General features: G+C 58.0%; 18 protein-coding genes. 10 read left to right on the top strand and 8 right to left on the bottom strand.

The annotated features are described in order from the left end of the window. Positions 1 to 8: 8 nt before the first annotated feature. The 3 genes from ABVT35_RS24980 to ABVT35_RS24970 form a co-directional block, all read right to left on the bottom strand. A complete protein-coding gene (locus ABVT35_RS24980) occupies positions 9 to 512 on the bottom strand; it encodes an invasion associated locus B family protein (RefSeq protein WP_368470283.1) in 504 nt (167 codons plus the stop codon). 258 nt (positions 513 to 770) lie between these two features. Then, the gene (locus ABVT35_RS24975; protein WP_368470282.1) at positions 771 to 1,169 is read right to left on the bottom strand and encodes a YkvA family protein; all 399 of its coding nucleotides are present in this window, start codon (positions 1,167 to 1,169) and stop codon (positions 771 to 773) included. 153 nt (positions 1,170 to 1,322) lie between these two features. Beyond that, entirely contained in the window at positions 1,323 to 1,622 is a 300-nt protein-coding gene (locus ABVT35_RS24970; RefSeq protein ID WP_368470280.1) for a 4a-hydroxytetrahydrobiopterin dehydratase, read from the bottom strand. A 24-nt stretch (positions 1,623 to 1,646) separates the two neighbouring features. Between ABVT35_RS24970 and ABVT35_RS24965 the strand changes: the two genes are divergently transcribed. Beyond that, positions 1,647 to 2,129, top strand: coding sequence for a low molecular weight protein-tyrosine-phosphatase (locus tag ABVT35_RS24965; protein WP_368470278.1), 483 nt, complete (start codon positions 1,647 to 1,649; stop codon positions 2,127 to 2,129). 20 nt (positions 2,130 to 2,149) lie between these two features. On the opposite strand, the gene ABVT35_RS24960 is transcribed toward ABVT35_RS24965, so the two are convergent. The 3 genes from ABVT35_RS24960 to ABVT35_RS24950 form a co-directional block, all read right to left on the bottom strand. Further along, entirely contained in the window at positions 2,150 to 2,587 is a 438-nt protein-coding gene (locus tag ABVT35_RS24960; RefSeq protein ID WP_368470277.1) for a cupin domain-containing protein, read from the bottom strand. A gap of 38 nt (positions 2,588 to 2,625) precedes the next feature. After that, positions 2,626 to 3,216: an RNA 2',3'-cyclic phosphodiesterase gene (gene thpR / locus ABVT35_RS24955; RefSeq protein ID WP_368470276.1), complete on the bottom strand. Its 591-nt coding sequence runs from the start codon at positions 3,214 to 3,216 to the stop codon at positions 2,626 to 2,628. Between the two features lie 148 nt (positions 3,217 to 3,364). Further along, positions 3,365 to 4,015, bottom strand: coding sequence for an arylesterase (locus ABVT35_RS24950; RefSeq protein WP_368470275.1), 651 nt, complete (start codon positions 4,013 to 4,015; stop codon positions 3,365 to 3,367). An 81-nt stretch (positions 4,016 to 4,096) separates the two neighbouring features. Here ABVT35_RS24950 and ABVT35_RS24945 point away from each other — a divergent pair, with 81 nt between their 5' ends. The 6 genes from ABVT35_RS24945 (at position 4,097) to ABVT35_RS24920 (ending at position 10,967) form a co-directional block, all read left to right on the top strand. Continuing rightward, entirely contained in the window at positions 4,097 to 4,804 is a 708-nt protein-coding gene (locus ABVT35_RS24945) for an ABC transporter ATP-binding protein (RefSeq protein ID WP_368470274.1), read from the top strand. A gap of 71 nt (positions 4,805 to 4,875) precedes the next feature. After that, a complete protein-coding gene (locus ABVT35_RS24940) occupies positions 4,876 to 7,374 on the top strand; it encodes an ABC transporter permease (RefSeq protein WP_368470450.1) in 2,499 nt (832 codons plus the stop codon). Positions 7,375 to 7,551: 177 nt separating this feature from the next. After that, positions 7,552 to 8,295 (top strand): Bax inhibitor-1/YccA family protein, encoded by a 744-nt coding sequence (locus tag ABVT35_RS24935; RefSeq protein WP_368470273.1) that lies wholly within the window; start codon positions 7,552 to 7,554, stop codon positions 8,293 to 8,295. Between the two features lie 85 nt (positions 8,296 to 8,380). Next, complete coding sequence (locus ABVT35_RS24930) at positions 8,381 to 8,938, top strand: N-acetyltransferase family protein (protein ID WP_368470271.1); 558 nt, start codon at positions 8,381 to 8,383, stop codon at positions 8,936 to 8,938. A 38-nt stretch (positions 8,939 to 8,976) separates the two neighbouring features. Then, positions 8,977 to 9,441, top strand: coding sequence for an N-acetyltransferase family protein (locus ABVT35_RS24925; protein WP_368470449.1), 465 nt, complete (start codon positions 8,977 to 8,979; stop codon positions 9,439 to 9,441). A 92-nt stretch (positions 9,442 to 9,533) separates the two neighbouring features. Beyond that, positions 9,534 to 10,967: an adenylate/guanylate cyclase domain-containing protein gene (locus ABVT35_RS24920; RefSeq protein WP_368470269.1), complete on the top strand. Its 1,434-nt coding sequence runs from the start codon at positions 9,534 to 9,536 to the stop codon at positions 10,965 to 10,967. Positions 10,968 to 10,982: 15 nt separating this feature from the next. Here ABVT35_RS24920 and ABVT35_RS24915 read toward each other — a convergent pair whose 3' ends face one another. Then, complete coding sequence (locus ABVT35_RS24915; protein ID WP_368470268.1) at positions 10,983 to 11,366, bottom strand: DUF2794 domain-containing protein; 384 nt, start codon at positions 11,364 to 11,366, stop codon at positions 10,983 to 10,985. A 114-nt stretch (positions 11,367 to 11,480) separates the two neighbouring features. Then, positions 11,481 to 12,242, bottom strand: a complete 762-nt coding sequence (locus ABVT35_RS24910) for a DUF1223 domain-containing protein (RefSeq protein ID WP_368470266.1) — start codon at positions 12,240 to 12,242, stop codon at positions 11,481 to 11,483. Positions 12,243 to 12,574: 332 nt separating this feature from the next. Between ABVT35_RS24910 and ABVT35_RS24905 the strand changes: the two genes are divergently transcribed. The 3 genes from ABVT35_RS24905 (at position 12,575) to ABVT35_RS24895 (ending at position 18,133) form a co-directional block, all read left to right on the top strand. Continuing rightward, positions 12,575 to 13,798, top strand: a complete 1,224-nt coding sequence (locus ABVT35_RS24905) for an aminopeptidase P family protein (RefSeq protein ID WP_368470265.1) — start codon at positions 12,575 to 12,577, stop codon at positions 13,796 to 13,798. Between the two features lie 126 nt (positions 13,799 to 13,924). Then, positions 13,925 to 15,040, top strand: a complete 1,116-nt coding sequence (locus tag ABVT35_RS24900) for an efflux RND transporter periplasmic adaptor subunit (protein ID WP_368470264.1) — start codon at positions 13,925 to 13,927, stop codon at positions 15,038 to 15,040. A gap of 9 nt (positions 15,041 to 15,049) precedes the next feature. Next, on the top strand, positions 15,050 to 18,133 hold the full coding sequence (locus ABVT35_RS24895) for an efflux RND transporter permease subunit (protein WP_368470262.1): 3,084 nt from the start codon (positions 15,050 to 15,052) through the stop codon (positions 18,131 to 18,133).

Below are 18,133 nucleotides of genomic sequence, written 5' to 3'. Positions count from 1 at the left end.
TGAACGGCTTATCTGCAGTTCTGGATCTCGTTGAGCGCGGCGGTCACGCCGGAGAGCGAGAACGTATAGGTGGTGGCGGTGCCCCGGCGCGAGGTTGCCTTGACTGTCATCGACGATCCGGCACGCATGGCGCTGACAAGAGCCGGTTCCTCGGCGGCGTTTTCGACCCAGGCCGAGTCGCCCTTTGTAAACAGTACATAGTTTCTGCCATCGACCGTAACGGTGACCTTGGACTGCTCCTTCAGCGGATAACCCATCATCGCCTGCGGTTCGTAACTGACGTTTTGCCCCGGGCGCTGGGAAATCAGGAAGAATATGTCTCCGTGATCGACATTACTTGGCTCTTTGCGGGTCGGCAGGGACAGGATGTAACAGACCTTGCCGGTCGGAGCCGCATAGGAGTAGGCACCCCAGGCGTTGAACTGGCTGATGCGGGTCGGCGACTGCGCCAGGGCGGCGCCGGTCATCGCGATCGACAGTACGAGTGCGGGCACGAATTTCTTCAAAACCATAATAAACCTACCGGTTGTCTCCATTGCCTTCATGGAAGAAGGCCTTGCCTTGAACATGCTGGTTTGGCAACAATTTGTCTTAATTTGCATAATTTTCGGTTACCAAACCGTCAACACAGCACCTGAATCTTACAGAAATCCCCTTATTTCAAGGGCAAAGACTGTAATTCGGCCATGCTGTGCATACCACGCTGATATTCCTCGACTATATAGCGATTCTTCCTTTGCGGGTGGACAAACTGGATCCGGACCCGGCGTTCATGAATTGCCGCGTCCGTTCGGCTCCAGGTCCGCTTCACGCAATGCGGTTCGCGCAGCCTCGTAGTGGGCTGGCGTAATATGCGCCCGGATTGCTGCAAGGGCAGCCGCCAGAACCGCGACATCATCGGAAAAGCCGACAAAGGCCAGAAAGTCCGGAATACCGTCGATCGGAAGGACAAAATAGGCAAGTGCGGCCAGGAGAATTCCGCGAACGCGGTGCGGCGTGTTGAGATCGAAGGCGCAATAATAGGCGGCGACCAGGTCCTCCATGAAGGGAACCTGCCTTGCGGCCTTGCGGACCGTGCTCCAGAACTTGTCCTGAACCCTGCGTTCGCGGCCCTGCCGCGTATCTTCATCGCCAGGTTCCAGAATCTCACCGATTTTGACATCATCCATCGGTCGCTCCTCCGTGCGCACCCGGCCGCGCGGCGATTGGTTTGCCGTTTGAGGCACCGCGCCGGTCAAAGAACTGATATGGTCTCTTCAACGCTCCCATTCAAGATTTATGGGGTCGTTGCGGCGATTGCCGTTTGGCCGGCCTGGCAAGGGTCATGCTTGCCCCGCCGCCCTGTTCATGGCCTTTGCAAGCCTGAAATCGAGCTCTGTCAGCCCGCCCGTGTCATGGGTCGTCAGAACTACATTGACCCGGTTATAGACATTGGACCAGTCAGGGTGATGGTTCATCTTTTCCGCTGAAAGTGCGCTGCGGGTCATGAAGCCGAATGCTTCGTTGAAGGTGCGAAACTTGAACTTGCGCTCGATCGCCTTTCCATCGTCCCGCAACTGCCAGTCGCCAAGGGCTTTCAGGCGCTCCCTTGCTTCATTTTCATCAATCTCTATAGCTGTCATCTGTACATACTCCCGGAGGAAATAATGGCCGCCAATCAACCGGACAGCAAGACCAGGGCAATTCTGTTTCTTTGCCTCGGCAATATCTGCCGGTCCGCACTTGCCGAAGGCATATTGCGGGACCTGGCGGTCACCGGAGGCAAGGAGGGGCTGTTGACCATCGATTCAGCCGGTACGGGCGGCTGGCATGTGGGCGAGGCACCCGATCCAAGGGCCATTTCCAAGGCGGCCGAACACGGTGTCGATATTTCGGGTCAGCGCGGGCGGCAGGTCGGACGGGACGATTTCGACCGATTCGACCTGATTCTGGCGATGGACCGATCCAATCTGGAGACCCTCCGGGCCCGCGCACCGGGCACACACCGGGCAGAACTTCACCAGTTCATGGTCTATACGCAGGGCCGCAACGAGGATGTGCCGGATCCCTATTATGGAGGGCCGGAAGGCTTCGAGACGGTTTACCGCATGCTCAAAAAGGGATGCTTGGCGCTCCTTGACGACCTTTAAACCAGTAGCCCGACGCGCAGTCAGTCTTTCTCCGGAAGCAGCGTATTGGCCTGATCTGCAACGCCCATGAAGACGACAAGGATGCGAACCGGTTCCGAACCGGTGTTCTTGCCGTTGTGTATTGCGTTGACGGCTTCCATGACGGCCTCGCCCTTTTTGTAGACTTTCTTGATGCCGCCGGGATAGGAGACCGTGAGTTCACCCTCCAGGATGTAGCCATAGGTAGGGTAGGGGTGCGTGTGCGGACCGGTTTCCTCGCCCGGAAGCATGGTCACGATGACGGACTGGATTTTCGGGGTTCCCTTTGAGGGGTAGGCGAGCGGCTGACCGAGGATCGTTTTGGAATCATTCAGCAGCGGAACAACGCGCTGGTAATCCTTGGCGGCGGCAATGCCGGTCATCAGCGCAAAGGCGAGAACAGCCGACGGAATAACGGATGTCAGATGGCGTGCATTCATTGCCGCACTCCTAAAAAACTTTAACAATCAGATAATTATCAATATCTTCCAGACGAACTGGAAGCCGCATGGATCGCCGGTTGGGGTGGAAAACCGGCGGTCAACGGGTAAGCCTCTTCGGTTACATAGGGGCCTCCGCCGACGGACTCGCGCGATGATAAAACGACGAAACGCGAGACCGGAAACGGATCGGTGAAGAAATTGCTGCGCGCCGAAAGATAGTCGACGACATCCTCGACCCGCGCGCCGCGCAGCCGGCCGAGCGTGACATGGGGGGTGAATTTGCGCGGATCCGGCTTGAGGCGCAATCTTTGGCAAATGCGCTCGATTTCTGCCTGAAGCGCAATGAGATCCGGTGAGGCGGAAACGCCCGCCCAGATGGAATGCGGCTTTTTCGATCCGAATGAGCCCATACCGACCAGCGACAAAGTGAACTCGGGGCGGCGGACACGGTCCAGCGCATTGATGAGTTCGTCCGCCGTGGGGGCGTCGACGTCGCCAATAAACCGCAAGGTAATGTGGTAATTTTCGACATCGATCCAGCGGGCGCCGTGTAGTCCACCGCGAAGGAGCGACATGCTTAGTGCGGCTTCGCGTGGAATCTCGAGGGCAACAAACAAACGCGGCATGGCAGCCTCCCCGATTCGTATGTACAGGTCCAGCGAATCACGAGTGCCCTTCGAGGGCAAGTCCTGTTATCGCCTTATTTGCATATTCACAGCATAACCGGCGTAAGTAACTAAAAACCTTTGTGATTCGGCGGTGATAAGTTGTTCTTTATTCGTTAACCTTAACAGGAATATTACCGATCAGATCTTCCGCGAAGGGCAAAAAACGCGAAACCATGACGTTCACACCGTCCGGATTCGGGTGCATGCCGTCACCGATATCTAGGTCCGGTTGCAGCGCCACCCCGTCCAGAAAGAACGGATAGAGCGGCACGCCGTGCTGTTTCGACAGTTCCGGATAAATACGGTTGAACTTTTCCGCATAGTCGTCGCCCATATTGGGCGGCGAAACGATGCCGATCAGTAGAACAACAATGCCCCGTTCTTTCAGCCTTGTGATCATCTCGTCGATATTCTGCCTCGTCTTTTCCGGGCTGATACCGCGCAGAGCATCGTTGGCGCCAAGTTCGAGCAGAACCGCATGCGTTCCGTCGGGAATCGACCAGTCGAGCCGTGCCAGTCCGCCAGTGGACGTGTCGCCGGAAACACCGGCATTGGCGATGACGACGTCGTAGCCCTTTTCCTTCAAAGCCGCTTCGAGGCGCGAGGGAAAGGCGTCGGACGGCGCCAGTTCATAGCCGGCCATCAGACTGTCGCCAAAGCCGACAATATTGAGCGTTTCGGCCCTGGCGGCGCCTACCAAACCAAGCGCCACGCCGCAAAAAACAACGAAAATTCGATATGCGGCTTTAATTTTCATAGGATGCTTCCTAAATCCTTTTGAACCCCAGGGGAGGAGCGGCACGGTGGCTGCTGTCTCTACATATAGTGAGCGGTTGCTGTGACAAAACCCATTATCGAACTGAAAAAAGCCGATCTGACGCTGGGCGATGGCGCCTCGTCCGTGCACGTCCTCAAAGGTATGGACCTTACCGTTGCGGCAGGCGAATCCGTCGGCATCGTGGGGCCGTCCGGCTCGGGAAAATCGACATTGCTCATGGTCCTTGCCGGACTTGAGAAGATCGATTCGGGCGAAATCCATATTTCGGGCAACCCGATCCACACCATGAGCGAGGATGAGGTCGCAGATTTTCGTGGCCGCAATGTCGGCATCGTCTTTCAGTCCTTTCATCTCATTCCCAACATGACGGCGCTGGAAAATGTGGCGGTGCCGCTGGAGCTTGCCGGGCGGTCGGATGCGTTTGACGTGGCGCGCGAAGAGCTGGCGGCCGTCGGTCTTGCCGAGCGGCTGACCCATTATCCGGGCGAATTGTCGGGCGGCGAACAGCAGCGTGTCGCCATCGCAAGGGCGCTGGCGCCGCACCCGGCAATGCTGATCGCGGACGAGCCGACCGGCAATCTCGACACCGAAACCGGGCAGCAGATCGCCGATCTGTTGTTCGCGCAACGCGCCGAACGGGGCATGACGCTGCTGCTCGTCACTCATGATCACAAGCTGGCGGCCCGCTGCGAGCGCCAGGTCAAGGTGCGCTCGGGAGAAATTCTCAGTGAAGAGAGTGCGGACGACAGCGCGGCGGCAGTCGCGTGACGGAGGCCGCCCGAAAAACCCTGTCGCCCGGGGCCGAACTGAAGCTGGCGTTGCGGCTTGCCCTGCGCGAGATGCGCGGCGGCCTTTCCGGGTTTTACATCTTTCTTGCCTGTATCGCGCTCGGCACGGCGGCGATCGCCGGCGTCAACTCGGTGTCGCGCTCGATAACGTCGGCCATCACCGAAGAGGGTCAGGCGATCCTCGGTGCCGATATCCGTTTTGAGCTGCAGAACCGGGCGGCGAACGAAGAGGAACTGGCATTTCTCAGCAGCAAGGGCGACATGACGACAACGGTCGGCCTGCGCTCCATGACCCGACTGCCTGACGGCTCGGACCAGACGCTGGTCGAAGCAAAGGCGGTCGATTCCCTGTATCCGCTCTACGGTTCCTTCGAGACGTCCCCGAGGCTCGGCTTTGATGCGATGTTCAGCAGCAGAGGCGGCGAATTCGGGGTGGCCGTGGCGCCGCTGCTGCTCGACCGGCTGGGCGTGTCGATCGGCGACAGCGTGCTCCTCGGCAATGCGCAGTTCGAGATCCGGGCGCTGATCGACAGTGAACCGGATGCGCTTTCGGATGGCTTCGGCTTTGCACCGCGGCTGATCCTTTCGCAGGACGGGCTGGCGGCCGCCGGGCTGATCAAGGTCGGCAGCCTGGTGGAATATGCCTATAAAATCAGGATGGCGCCCGGAACGAGCGACGCGAATATCGTGCAATTGCGCAAAGCCGCCGAAGCCGAGTTCCCCTCGGCCGGCTGGTCGGTGCGCAGCCGCAGCAACGCCGCGCCGGCGCTGAGCGCCAATATCGTTCGGTTCTCGCAGTTCCTGACCCTTGTGGGGCTCACGGCACTGATTGTCGGCGGGGTCGGCGTTGCCAATGCGGTGCGCGCCTATCTCGATTCCAAGCGCAGCGTGATTGCGACCTTCAAATGCCTCGGCGCTTCGGGCGAATTCGTCTTTTCCGTCTATCTGATCCAGATCCTGATCATAACGACCATCGGCATCGCTTTCGGCCTGGTGCTCGGCGCGCTGATGCCGATCGTGGCATCGGTTGCGCTTGCGGAAGTCCTGCCGGTCTCATCAGAAGCCACGCTTTATCCAGGGGCGTTGGTTTTCGCCGCCGTGTTCGGTTATCTGACGGCGCTTGCCTTCGCAATCCTGCCGCTTGGGCGGTCCCGCGAGGTGCCGGCAACCGCGCTGTTCCGCGAGCAGGGTTTCGATGCGATGGGCCTGCCGCGCAAGCGCTATCTGTTCGCAGCGGCACTGATGGTCGCGGTGCTGGCGGCCCTGGCGATCTTCACGTCCTATGATCGCTTCATCGCCAGCATCTTCATCGGATCGATCGCCTTCGCCTTCATCATCCTGCGGTTTGTATCCGCCCTTATCGAATATTTCGCGCGGCGTGCGCCAGCTGTTAATTCGACACCGCTCAGGCTGGCGATCGGCAATATCCACCGGCCCGGATCGCTCACGCCATCGGTGGTGCTTTCACTGGGGCTCGGCCTTGCGCTGCTGGTGACCATTGCGCTGATCGACGGCAATCTGCGGCGCGAAATCAGTGGCAGCCTGCCGGAACGGGCGCCGAACTTCTTCTTCGTCGACGTGCAAAGCAGCGAAATCGACGCGTTCACGGACCTGGTCCGGGACATTTCACCGGACGGAAAGATCGTCAGCGTGCCGATGCTGCGGGGCCGGATCACCGAATTCAACGGGGTCGACGTGCGCGAGATCGACGTGCCGCCCGAAGGTCAATGGGTGCTGCGCGGCGACCGGGGCGTTACCTATGCGAAAAACGTGCCGGAAAGTTCGAAACTGACGGAGGGCGAATGGTGGGCAGCCGACTACACGGGTGAACCGCTGGTGTCGTTCTCTGCGGAGGAAGGCGGTGAACTGGGCCTCAAGCTCGGCGATCTGCTGACCGTCAACGTTCTCGGACGCAACGTGACCGCACGTATCGCCAATTTCCGCGATGTCGAGTGGGAATCTCTGTCGATCAATTTCGTCATGGTGTTTTCGCCAAACACCTTCGCAGGTGCTCCGCATGCGTGGCTTTCGACGCTGAGCGATCCGGACGCAGGTCCGGGCGAGGAGGGCGAGGTGCTGCGGGCGGTGACCAACGAGTTTCCGACGGTGACGAGCGTGCGGGTCAAGGATGCCATTGAATTGGTCAACCGCATCGTCGGTCAGCTGGCGACGGCCATCCGCGCCGCGGCCGCTGTTGCGCTGATCGCGTCGGTTCTGGTGCTCGCCGGAGCGCTTGCCGCAGGCAACCGCGCACGGGCGCATGACGCCGTGGTGCTCAAAACGCTCGGCGCGACACGCCGCACGCTGATCAGGGCGTTTTCCTATGAATATCTGATCCTCGGGCTGGCAACAGCCGTGTTTGCGCTGTTTGCGGGCGGCGTTGCCGCATGGTTCGTCGTTGCGCGGATCATGACGCTGCCGTCACAGTTCCTGCCGGATGTCGCCGTTTTGACGGTTATTGCGGCACTGATACTGACGGTCGGGATCGGACTTGCGGGAACTTGGCGGGTTCTTGGCCAGAAAGCCGCTCCAATATTGCGAAACCTGTAGCATTTTTGGGGGCTTGTACCGTTAACGAACCGTTCGCTTTGCGACGAAAGACTCATAAAATCGGCGTGACGGGTCTTGTCGTTGCCGTTTTGATTCATCATATTCAGTGCAACCGTGCCCTTTTCGTCCAGAATCGGGTACGTTGTCGCACGTAACGAGGCTATTTGAGAGGTAAATATGGCAGATCTTCGTGATTACCAGGCGCGCAACCAGCAGGTTGGTACGCATGCCGGTGCTGCGATTGATGAGGGCCTGCGGTCCTACATGCTGCGGGTCTACAACCTAATGGCAATGGGCCTGGCAATTACCGGTGTGGCTGCCTACGGAACGTCGATCATGGCGGTTTCCAATGGTCAGCTGACCCAGTTTGGTTCAATGCTGTATGCGAGCCCGCTGAAATGGGTTGTCATGCTGGCGCCGCTCGCGCTGGTGTTTTTCCTCAGTTTTCGCATCGAAAAAATGAGCGTAAGCGCCGCTCAAACGACCTTCTGGGTCTTCTCGGCACTTATGGGACTGTCGCTGTCATCGATCTTTCTGGTGTTTACCGGTCAAAGCATCGTGCAGACGTTCTTTATTACTGCCGCATCCTTCGGCGCACTTTCGCTCTGGGGATATACGACCAAACGTGACCTGACGGGCATGGGTTCCTTCCTGTTCATGGGTCTGATCGGCATCATCATTGCCATGGTGGTCAATCTCTTCCTGCAGTCGAGCGCTTTGCAGTTCGCCATTTCCGCGATCGGCGTTCTGGTGTTTGCGGGTCTTACCGCCTACGACACCCAGAAGATCAAGGAAATGTATCTGGAAGCCGATGGCGCAGCCGTCGCCGGCCGCAAGGCCATCATGGGTGCGTTGCGCCTGTATCTCGACTTCATCAACCTGTTCCTGTTCCTCCTGCAGTTCCTCGGGAACCGCGAATAGGACACGGATTGAACGATTATGAAAAGGCGGTCTTCGGGCCGCCTTTTTTATTGAAATCCGTTGGCGTCTCATTCAAACAAAACACATGACCTATGTGATGCGTGACGCCAATCCATCCGATCTTGAAGCCATCACCGGCATTTACCGCGAGTCGGTGGAAAACGGCATTTCGTCCTATGAACTGACGCCGCCGGATCTAGTCGAAATGAAGCGGCGCTTCGCGTCGCTCACAAGCAGGAACTATCCCTATATCGTTGCCGAGGATGAAAACGGCCAATTGCTAGGCTATGCCTATGCGGGCCCCTATCGCGAACGGCCGGCTTATCGCTGGACAGTCGAGGATTCGATTTACATCGACAAGGATGCCCGTGGGCGCGGTATCGGCAAGGCGCTGCTGATACGGCTGATAGAGCGATGCGAAGCGCTCGGCTTCCGGCAGATGATCGCCATTATCGGCGGCCCGGAGGAAGGCTCCGTCGCGCTCCATCGCGCGCTCGGTTTTGATGAGATCGGTACAATGCATGCAACAGGCTACAAGTTCGGCCGCTGGCTCGACACCGTTGTCATGCAGCTTTCGCTTGGCGAGGGCAGTCAAACGGATCCCGATCCGGAGACCTATCCGGGGACGTTATTTGAGGGTTAGATCGGCATACGCCGTTCTATTGGGCCATCGGAGGGCACATACAAATCGATCTCGCAATTAGAACCGCCGGTAAGGCGGACCTTCCATCCCTGCTGGAGCTGTACCGCCAATTAAATCCAGGCGATCGGATACTTTCCGTGAAAGAAGCGGAACGAAGCCTTAGACAATTGGTGCTCTATCCAGGGAGCGCAATCATCATTGGCGTTAGAGACGATGTGATCGTAACAACCTGCACGCTCGTTGTGGTTCCGAATCTCACACGGGCAGGTTTACCCTATGCCCTTATTGAAAACGTGGTGACAGACAACGCACATCGAAAGCGTGGTTATGGCCGATTGCTTCTGAATCATGCCCTCTCGGCGGCTTGGAGCCATGATTGCTACAAAGTGATGCTTTTGACGGGTTCGAAGGATCCAGCCACGTTAAGGTTTTATGCCACCACCGGTTTTGAGCAGACCAAGACGGGTTTTCAAATACGGCGCATTGAGCCCCGACAATCGTGAGTTGGTCCTCCTTTGGAAACTGCCGTGTCTTTCCCGCCTGCTCACTGGTATCTTCCGAATGCATACGCAATCGAACGCTGAGGAGCTAGGTCGTGACGAACCAATCCGACACAAACGGATCGCAGACGAATTCCGAACTGTCCGATACTCCGTCAGATGCCGACATATCCAACAAGTTTGCCGAGGCGGCGCTTGAGCGTCACAAACGGGAAGGCATGGTGCTTGCCGTAAAGGCGCGCTGGGTGGCCATGGCCTTGATCGCGATCATGCTGCCGATCATCAATTTTGACCGCGAGATCATCTATTACGAAGCTGTACTGCTGGTTTTTGTTCTGATCGGCTGGGCGCAAATGCGCGTTGCCCGGGTCGGGCGATCCCAGGCAGAGGTCGCGCTACTGCTGTGCGATATCGTGTTGATGACAACAGTTATTGTCGTACCAAATCCGCTGTCGGACAATGAGTGGCCGCTCGGGATGCAATTCCGTTTCGAAGGCTTCATGTATTTCTACGTCTTCCTGGGAGTTGCGACGCTTGCCTATTCATGGCGGACGGTGCGTGGTTTTGCATCCATAGTGGCCATATCTTGGTTTGGCGCAATCGGTATTGCATGGTTGTTTTCGCAGGAAAACATTGCAATGACCGATGCGGTGAATGCCGCCTTCGGAACAGACCTGGACCTGGCGGAAATTCTCAACCCCAATGATTTTCTATTCTATATCCGCTTTCAGGAAGTCGTCGTTTTTGCAATTGTCGCGGTGATATTGTCGGTTTCCGTGCGGCGCTACGGCGACCTGCTGATGGGCCACGCGGCACTTGAGCGTGAGCGCGAGAATCTCTCGCGCTATTTCTCGCCGAATGTTGTCGAGGAGCTGTCTCAGAACGACGAACCGCTCAAACAGATCCGCACCCAGGACATTGCCGTGCTCTTTGTCGATATCGTCGGCTTTACCCAATATTCAGCCGACCGAAGCTCGGAAGAGGTGATTGTCACATTGCGGCAGTTTCACCAGCGCATGGAGCGGGAGGTGTTTCAGCACAACGGAACGCTCGACAAATATCTTGGCGACGGGCTGATGGCGACGTTCGGCACGCCGCTTGCAAGCGACGCCGATGCGATAAACGCGCTCCGTTGCGCCCGCGCCATGATGCGGTCGATGGCGCAATGGAATGAAGAGCGGGCCCTTACCGGTGAGAAACCGATCAAAGCCAGCTTCGGGCTTCACTACGGACCGGCCGTGCTGGGTGACATCGGCTCGAACCGGCTGGAGTTTGCGGTGATCGGAAATACGGTGAATGTCGCAAGCCGGATTGAAGCCCTCACGCGCGGACTGACGGCGGAACTGGCGGCGACAGACGACCTTCTGGAGCGTGCGCGCAGTGAATCCGGAGCGGATGACGGCCTCACATCCGATCTCGTTCGTCATGACGGCGTTGCAATCAGGGGCCTCGACAAAAAGATGACCGTCTGGACGCTGCCCCAGCAGTCGTTTCGATCCGGCGGTCCCGAAAAGGATGCCGTCGTTTGATCATAGTGAAGGGTTCTAGCCGCGCACCAGCTTGGGCGATTTGTCGAAGACGCGCAGCACGTGTGTCAGATCGTGGCCGCGCTTGAGAATGAGGCCGCTTGTGGCAACAACTGAAAATGCGCCCTGCTTGCGGGCGAGCTTCGGGTCTTTTTCTATGCGGAACATCGGCACCTCGCTGGCGCGCCGGAAAACGGAGAATACAGCCTTGTCCTTGAGATGATCGATGGCATAGTCGCGCCATTCGCCTTCGGCGACCATGCGCGAGTAGATGCGCAATATCGCATCGAGTTCACGGCGGTGGAACGTCACGGGCAGCTGTTCCCGCTTCTTTCGGAACTCCTTCAGATCGACCAGAACTGACGCTGGTTCGCTATCTGGCTGTTCCGCCTTACCTCCCATGCCTTGTCCTTTGTATCCGTGCAAATCACCCTGCGTTCCGTGACGGAACGGTGTCAGTTTGCCAAATGTGTCCGGAAATGCAAGTCGGGCGGGCCGCGGCGGTGGATTTGCCGCTCAGGAGGGGTTGGCGTCCATGACAACGCCGGCGCCGATGATTGCGCCCGGCACGCCGTCTGTCTTCATGGTCTGGAGCAATACGGCGCATCCGTCATAGCCGTCTCCCGACATGACGGACACCGGCAGGTCAAGCTCGACAGCCTTGCCTTCCCACATCGCAACGGTCTGGATGTCGCGCACGGAATTCCAGTAGGTCAGTTTCCTGCCGCTATTTTCGCCGCGCTTTACGTCAACGGTGTTCTGGCGGTCGAAATAGACCAGAATCACATTGGCCTTGCCCTGACCGTCGCCAATATTGATCTTGATCTTCTCGCCGTCCAGCTTTGCGGCAACAGGAACATTCAAGCCCCTTCCGCTCTTGTCAAAAGCATCGAGCTTTTTATTGATGCCGCCTTTGTCCGCACCGTTGATATGGTCGCGGCCATTGATGACAACCTGAGGCGTATAGACGCTTTTCCTGCCCAGGGTGCGGGCATAGGCATATTGGCGGTCGGTGCTCTGCTTCGAGCTGAAAGTGTCTTCCCACCCCAGATAGTTCCAGTAATCGACATGATAAGCCAGCGCGACGACATTGCCCTGCTTGACCAGTTCACCAAGAACGGCATCGGCGGGAGGGCAGGATGAGCATCCTTGGCTGGTGAACAGTTCAACGACGCCCACAGGCGCATCGTCCACGGCGTCGGCACTGGAAATGGAAAACGCTGTCAGGGCGCTGACAGCGAACACAATGCCTAACAGTCTACTAAGGGTTCTTGCCATGTCGTCGCCTGCTCGCCAAAAGGAGTGCATACCTCTCCAAAGGCGCACCGTGTCTTTTCAAATTGATCGAACCCAATGCGTCCCAAGCCCCGCAATGTTGTACCTGCGGCGGTGTTCAAGATAAAGTCACGTTCCGGTGAAAGTTATCTGATGGATAACCGGGAATTGACCACAGAAGTGCAATCGGTTACCAGTCCCAAATGGCGTGTCCGGCGATGGCGTCGACGGACCATGAACGCCTAAACAGCAAACGGTACAGCATCCTGCACGCCCGGATCACCTGCCGGGCTGTTCGCATCTGTCAGCCCAGCAGGCAGATGGAGACGACGACCATGACAGGCAAGCAAATCGACAGGCCGGAATTTTTCAGCCGCCACGATGGCGGCAAGGCGCCCCTGCCCTTTTCCAATGACGAATATGACCGCAGGCTGACAGCGCTGCGCGGCGAGATGGAGCGGCGCGAAATCCCGGCGGTCCTGTTCACCTCGATGCACAATATCGCCTACTATTCGGGCTTCCTATATTGCAGTTTCGGCAGGCCCTATGGCTGCGTTGTCACCGCCGACAGCTGCCTGACCATTTCGGCCAATATCGACGGCAGCCAGCCCTGGCGGCGCTCGGTCGGCGAAAACATCATCTACACGGACTGGCAGCGCAACAATTACTGGCGTGCGGTCAAATCGGCGCTGCCCGCCGTCCGCCGGCTGGGTATTGAAGGCGATCACCTGACCCTTGCCGCCCGCGATACGCTGGCCGAGTTTCTCGGCGGTATCGAGCTGGTCGATGTGGCGCCGGCAGCCATGCAGCAGCGCATGGTCAAATCGGCGGAGGAAATCGTCCTTATCCGCGAGGGCGCACGCATTGCTGACGTCGGCGGCGAAGCGATCCGCGATGCCATTGCCGTTGGCGTGCGGGAAATTGATGTCGCGATGGCCGGCAGGGATGCCATGGAAGCCGAAATTGCCCGGGCCCATCCCGACAGCGAATTGCGCGACAGCTGGGTGTGGTTCCAATCCGGAATCAACACCGACGGAGCGCACAATCCGGTAACGACGCGCAAACTCCAGGCCGGCGATATTCTGAGCCTCAACAGCTTTCCGATGATTTCAGGTTATTACACGGCGCTTGAACGCACCCTGTTCCTCGGAGAGCCGGACGAGGCATCACGGCGGCTTTGGGAAATCAATGTTGGCGCACATGAGCTTGGGCTTTCCCTCATCAAACCGGGCGCCACCTGTTCAGGTATCTGCGAGGAGATCAACCGATTCTTCGCCGAACACAACGCGCTCGACTACCGGTCCTTCGGATACGGCCACTCCTTCGGTATCCTGTCGCATTATTACGGACGGGAAGCGGGGCTGGAGCTGCGCGAGGACATCGATACCGAACTGGTTGACGGCATGGTCGTTTCCATGGAGCCGATGCTATGGGTGCCTGAGGGTACGCCCGGAGCGGGTGGCTACCGCGAACACGATATCCTGGTCGTCGGCAACACCGATGCGGAGAACATCACCGGCTTTCCCTACGGTCCGCAAAGCAACATCATAGCCGTCTAAGAGCAAGGCGTCGCATGTCTGCTCCGGCCGGCGTGTGGCGCCTTATTTTGTTCCCGCCATTGACCTTAGTTATCAATGTGGTCAAATGCCCGGCAAAACCGGCGGATGTGTTGAGGGGACTGATGTATGCGTAAACTGGTGGTGCTGGGGCTGACCTTGATCGCGGTGTCGGGCTGCGGCGAGGACGACAACAGAACCGGTGAGATCGAGCCAGTCGTCAGAGGCGTGAAAACCTGTCTCGTCGAGGATGTCGAGGAATCGGTTGTCAGGCACTATCCGAGCGTTTTGCAGCCGTCCTCGACAACGACGCTTTCCTTTGAGGTCACCGGCCGCCTCGAACAGATGAATCTGGCTGTCGGGCAGAGTGTCAGCGCGGGCGACGTTATCGCGACGATTGATCCAAAATCCCTTCAGATTCAAGTCGATAACGCTAACGCCGCCTTGCAGCAGGCACAGTCGACCGCGCGCAATGCGGAAGACGATTTCAAGCGCAAGTCGCAGCTCGTCGACCAGGGCGTCATCACCAAGGCGGAAGCCGACCAGGCGCAGACGAATATGGAAACCAGCCAGGCGCAGGTGGTGCAGGCGCGCAAGCAGCTTGAAACCGCACAGGAAAATCTTGGCAAGGCAGTTCTGACGGCACCCTTTGACGGCATCGTCAGCGCGGTAGATGTCGATTCCTTTGCCAATGTCACGGCCGGCTCGCCGGTCGCAACGATCTATGCCGACGACAAATTCGAAACCTCCTTCACCGTCAATTTCGACGTTGTCAACCGCATAGCGGTCGGCAAGGGCGCGACGGTGCGCCTTGCTGATGATCCGACGATCGTGCTGCCGGGTCATGTCAGTGAGCTTGGCTCGCGCGCCGACAGCGTCTCGGCGTTCCCGGTGGTTGTGGTCCTTGATGAGAGCAATGATCTGCTAAAGGCGGGAATGGCCGTCGAAATTACCCTGGAATTCGCTGTACCGGGTGGCACCGGGTATCTGCTACCGCTGACGGTGATGCCGATGGAAGGCAACTTCAACGTTCCGAAAGATCCGAACCAGCCCGGCAGCCTGGAACTCTACGTCTATGATGAGCCGAGCGGAACGGTGAAACTGCGCAAGGTCATGGTTGGCGGGCTTCGCGACAATCAGCTGATTGTGGTCGACGGACTGTCTCCGGGAGAGCACGTCGCCTGTGCAGGTGTGTCCTTCCTGCGCGACGGCATGAAGGCCAAACTGCTGGCAGAAGCCGAATAGGGGGCGACGATGGATTTCCTGACCCGCTTCGGCCTTTCAAAATCCCGCCTCACCATTCTGGTCATGATGGTCCTGATCCTCCAGGGTCTTTTGGCTTATTCCACCATGCCGAAGCGTGAAAACCCCGCAATCACCATACGCACTGCGCAAATCAGCGCCCAGTTTCCGGGCATGTCGCCGGACCGGCTGGAAAATCTCATCGTCAAACCGATCGAGCGCAAGGCGCGGGAAATTGCGGAAGTCGAGGATATAAACACGCTGATTTCAACCGGCAGCACGCTGGTGACAGTGTCGATCTACGATTATGTAACGCCGACGGAACTCAATTCCGTCTTCGAGGATATCCGCAACAAGATGGATGATCTCAAACCCTCCCTGCCGGAAGGTACGGAGGGACCGTTCGTCAACACCGACTATGGCGATGTGGCAATCGCCACTGTTGCCGTGACGGGTGAAGGATTTTCCAACGCGGATCTGCGCGATTCGGCCGATGACCTGCGGGAATACCTTTATGAAATCGACGGCATATCCAAGGTCACGCTCTACGGTGTTCAGGAAGAGCGCATATGGCTGGAGCTCGACACCAGGAAGCTGGCGGCCGTCGGTATCCAGCTCAACCAGGTTCTGAGCGATCTGCAGGCACAGAACGTGATCCTGCCCGCCGGCGAGATCGATGCGAATGGGGTCAATCTTATCCTGGAAGCCAATGGTGACCTGCGCTCGGTCGAGGAAATCGGCAACGTGCTGACAAAAGTTCAGGGCCTTTCCGGCTTCGTGCGACTGAAGGACCTGATGACCGTTCGGCGCGGCTATCAGGACCCGGTCAACAAACCGGTCTATTTCAACGGGCAGCAGGCCGTTATCGTCAGTGTTGAGATGACCGACAAAGAGGATATCCAGAAGATAGGTCTTTCTCTGGAGAATGCCGTTGCCGCATACGAACTGACGCAGCCGATCGGTATCACCTACAATTTCTCCACCTTCCAGGAAACCAATGTCACGACCTCCATCAACGGCGCGCTGATGAACGTCCTGCAGACATTTGTGGTCGTGCTTATCGTGATGCTGATTTTCCTCGGATTCCGCGGCGCACTGATCATTGCCTGCATCGTGCCGTTCACCGTCACATTCGCCTTGATCGGCATGAATATCATGGAAATCGACCTGCAGCAGATTTCGATCGCGGCGGTGATCATCTCGCTTGGGCTGCTGGTCGATAACGGACTGGTGGTGGTCGAGGATATCGAGGGCCGCATCAAACGGGGCCTGTCACCGGAAGATTCGGCACTTGCGGCCGGGCGGCAATTCTTCATCCCGCTGGCCGTTGCCTCCATTACCACCGTATCGGCTTTCATTCCGATGCTGATCCTGGAAGGCACAGAAGGCGAATTCGCGTTCTCGCTCGGTGCCGTCGTCGGCATCATGCTTGCCGGTTCCTGGTTCACAGCACTTTATATCCTGCCCTCCTTATGCGTGTGGTTCGCACAGCGAAAGGTTTCCGGTGACGCCGACCGGCAGCCGAATATTGTTGTTCGCAGCTACGGCGCGGTCATAGGCAGGACACTTGCCTTCGGTCCTTTTATCATTATCGGATGCTACATTCTGGTTGCGGCTTCCATTGCCGAATTCGGCAGTGTCAAAAAGGAAATGTTCCCGCTGTCGGAGCGGGCCGAATACATGATCTATCTGAATATGCCGAAGGGCACGGCTATTTCAGCAACGCGGGCCGAAGCGCTGGAAATCGAAAAATGGCTGCGGGACAAGGAGCAGAATCCGGAAGTGGTCAACACAACCGTCTTTGTCGGTGATGGCGGTCCGCGTTTTTATCTGGCGCTGAACCCTGCCGACACTGATCCGTCGAGCGCTTTCATCCTGATCAATACCGAAAGCTTTGAGGGTGCCGTTGTCGCCGCCCAACGGGCGCAGCGCCATCTTGTCGCCAACCATCCGGCAGCACGGTTCAAGGTCAAGCGTCTGTCCATGGGTGGCGGTGAATCCGGCATTGTCGAGATCAAGATCGCCGGACCGGATGCGGAAAAGCTGCTCATGCTCGCCGATGAGGTTGAGGTTGCGTTTGACGCGGTTCCGGGAATTTCCCAGAACGAGAACGACTGGGGAAACAAGACACTCAAGATCGTCATCGACGTCGACCAGAGCAAGGCGCGTGAGCTTGGCGTGTCATCCAAGGAAATATCGGACCTGATGGATACGTTCTATTCAGGAACGTCCTATTCCACCTATCGTGAGGGCGATCAGTCCATTCCAATCGTGGTGCGGGCGGAAGAGAGTTTCCGGCAGAGCCTGGAGGATCTTGCAGGTCTGGCGATACCTGCGGAAGGCCGGCTCACCTCACTTGACCAGGTCGCCACTTTCGATCCGCAGCTGGAATATTCGCAGCTTCGCCGGGAAAACCAGGTGCGCCTCATCAAGATATCAGGCAAGAGCGATACGATCGCCGCCGACCAGGTGCTGGCGCTGATACGTCCGACGCTCAACCAGCTCAACCTCGATGGCGGCTACAAACTTGAGATTGCCGGTGAGACGGAAAACAGTGCCGAAGTGAACGAGAAACTGGCGGCCGGCATGCCGCTTGCGCTGATGGTCATGCTTGGAGCCCTGATGTTCCAGTTCAATTCGATACGCCGGGTGCTTTTGACCTTCATGACGGTGCCGCTGATCATCATCGGCGCGCCATTGGCGCTGCTGATCACCAGCCAGCCCCTGTCCTTCTTCGCAATTCTCGGGATGATCTCGCTTGCCGGCATCATCATCAACAACGCCATCGTGCTGATCGACCAGGTCGATATCGAGCGCAAGTCGCTGGAGCTGAAGGACGCCGTTGTCGAGGCAGCGAAGAAACGTGTCACACCGATTCTGCTGACATCGCTGACGACCATATTCGGATTGATGCCCATGGCGATCAATGGCGGCGCGCTGTTTGAGCCGATGGCAACGCTGATGATCGGCGGGCTGGCAATTGCCTCCGTGCTGAGCCTGTTTTTCGTGCCGGGCGGATATTATCTGCTGTTTGGCGGGCTGTGGCGTTGGAACCGCAATGCGCCTGAAGCCAAGCCGGCTGCCGGTGCCGCCTGA

Source organism: Hoeflea sp. TYP-13 (assembly GCF_040932035.1).
GTDB lineage: Bacteria > Pseudomonadota > Alphaproteobacteria > Rhizobiales > Rhizobiaceae > Hoeflea_A.
The sequence above is the reverse complement of the archived record's forward strand: the minus strand, read 5'-3'. Positions and strand labels throughout refer to the sequence as shown.

Excerpts from the sequence above, each read along its gene's own strand:
- ABVT35_RS24980 (WP_368470283.1), bottom strand. The coding sequence starts at position 512 with ATGGTTTTGAAGAAATTCGTGCCCGCACTCGTACTGTCGATCGCGATG.
- ABVT35_RS24975 (WP_368470282.1), bottom strand. The coding sequence starts at position 1,169 with ATGGATGATGTCAAAATCGGTGAGATTCTGGAACCTGGCGATGAAGAT.
- ABVT35_RS24970 (WP_368470280.1), bottom strand. The coding sequence starts at position 1,622 with ATGACAGCTATAGAGATTGATGAAAATGAAGCAAGGGAGCGCCTGAAA.
- ABVT35_RS24965 (WP_368470278.1), top strand. The coding sequence starts at position 1,647 with ATGGCCGCCAATCAACCGGACAGCAAGACCAGGGCAATTCTGTTTCTT.
- ABVT35_RS24960 (WP_368470277.1), bottom strand. The coding sequence starts at position 2,587 with ATGAATGCACGCCATCTGACATCCGTTATTCCGTCGGCTGTTCTCGCC.
- thpR (WP_368470276.1), bottom strand. The coding sequence starts at position 3,216 with ATGCCGCGTTTGTTTGTTGCCCTCGAGATTCCACGCGAAGCCGCACTA.
- ABVT35_RS24950 (WP_368470275.1), bottom strand. The coding sequence starts at position 4,015 with ATGAAAATTAAAGCCGCATATCGAATTTTCGTTGTTTTTTGCGGCGTG.
- ABVT35_RS24940 (WP_368470450.1), top strand. The coding sequence starts at position 4,876 with ATGCGCGGCGGCCTTTCCGGGTTTTACATCTTTCTTGCCTGTATCGCG.
- ABVT35_RS24935 (WP_368470273.1), top strand. The coding sequence starts at position 7,552 with ATGGCAGATCTTCGTGATTACCAGGCGCGCAACCAGCAGGTTGGTACG.
- ABVT35_RS24930 (WP_368470271.1), top strand. The coding sequence starts at position 8,381 with ATGACCTATGTGATGCGTGACGCCAATCCATCCGATCTTGAAGCCATC.
- ABVT35_RS24915 (WP_368470268.1), bottom strand. The coding sequence starts at position 11,366 with ATGGGAGGTAAGGCGGAACAGCCAGATAGCGAACCAGCGTCAGTTCTG.
- ABVT35_RS24910 (WP_368470266.1), bottom strand. The coding sequence starts at position 12,242 with ATGGCAAGAACCCTTAGTAGACTGTTAGGCATTGTGTTCGCTGTCAGC.
- ABVT35_RS24905 (WP_368470265.1), top strand. The coding sequence starts at position 12,575 with ATGACAGGCAAGCAAATCGACAGGCCGGAATTTTTCAGCCGCCACGAT.
- ABVT35_RS24900 (WP_368470264.1), top strand. The coding sequence starts at position 13,925 with ATGCGTAAACTGGTGGTGCTGGGGCTGACCTTGATCGCGGTGTCGGGC.
- ABVT35_RS24895 (WP_368470262.1), top strand. The coding sequence starts at position 15,050 with ATGGATTTCCTGACCCGCTTCGGCCTTTCAAAATCCCGCCTCACCATT.